We start from the raw sequence: 1,012 nt of genomic DNA, 5'->3' as shown, positions 1-1,012 counted from the left end.
GGCAAGCGCATGGCCGCGCAAAGCCTTCTCGTTTGGCAGTTCGTCYCCTTCGTGRTCGGGKATCAGCCGGCCYCGRTAGCGCACRTTCATGAARTAGCGCAARTCCACCTCATCKCTCTCGCTTGATCGGGAACTGGAAYACATTGGAGTACTCCTTCTCGGCGAAGCCGTAGGACTGCCCGGCAATCTGTTCCAGCTTCTCGCGGTCCCTCATTGTAATGCGACCACGCGTGGCCCGGATCGCACCGACGCCCTCAAGCATTTGCACCGCCAGCGTGACGCCCGGACGGCGYGTGCCCAGCATAATGCTCATGAATTCGTGGGTGATAGGCATGTCGTCCTGCTCCAGCCGGTCATGCGTCATCAGAAGCCAACGCGCCAAGCGCTCCTCGGTCGAGTAGCCCGCATTTGCATAGGCCGTCTGGCTGACCTGCACGCTGAAGGTGTGTACAAAGCGCAGAAGCAGCGCGCGTAGTGTGGGGCTTTGGTCCATCGCGGTCTGTAGCTCCCCCGCCCCAATGCGGAATGCTTCGCCGGTGGCCTGTACCAGGCAGGTGTGCGGCGAACGGTCCACGCCGAGCACAATTGGGATGCCCACCAATCCCTCCGATCCCACCATGCCGACCTCGAACCGTCCTTCCCCGGTATCGGCGACGATTGAGGCAATCCCATACTCGGGGAACGTGACATGGCCGATCCTTTGTTCGGCTATAAACAGATGTTCGCGCACTTCAAACGACACTGCCTCCAGATGCGGCCGCACCAGGGTAAAGTCGTCAGGCGAGAGAGATGCCAGCAGGCGGTTGCGAATGGTCGATTGCTGAAGCTGAGTCATGCTCAGAGCCTCCGTTTTAGAGCAAGAGCACGAGCACACCTCAGCTATCTCTCAGCCGCTTGCGCCCTAACAGTGAGCAAGCGATGGACACAAATATCCTCCTCGGTCCCTCGGCATGCAATGATGAAGGCATTTTTCCAGGTCAGATCTACCGTTAGGTACGAATTCGTACGAATG

Annotated in this window: 1 protein-coding gene; it reads right to left on the bottom strand. The window is 59.0% G+C overall.

Annotated features, from left to right (window positions below; all coding sequences use genetic code 11):
- Positions 1-109 precede the first annotated feature (109 nt).
- Positions 110-835, bottom strand: coding sequence for a Crp/Fnr family transcriptional regulator (locus ACXJ7R_RS34190; RefSeq protein ID WP_457155647.1), 726 nt, complete (start codon positions 833-835; stop codon positions 110-112).
- Positions 836-1,012: the final 177 nt, after the last annotated feature.

The sequence above is a fragment of the Mesorhizobium sp. P5_C1 genome (assembly GCF_054049815.1).
The sequence above is the reverse complement of the archived record's forward strand: the minus strand, read 5'-3'. Positions and strand labels throughout refer to the sequence as shown.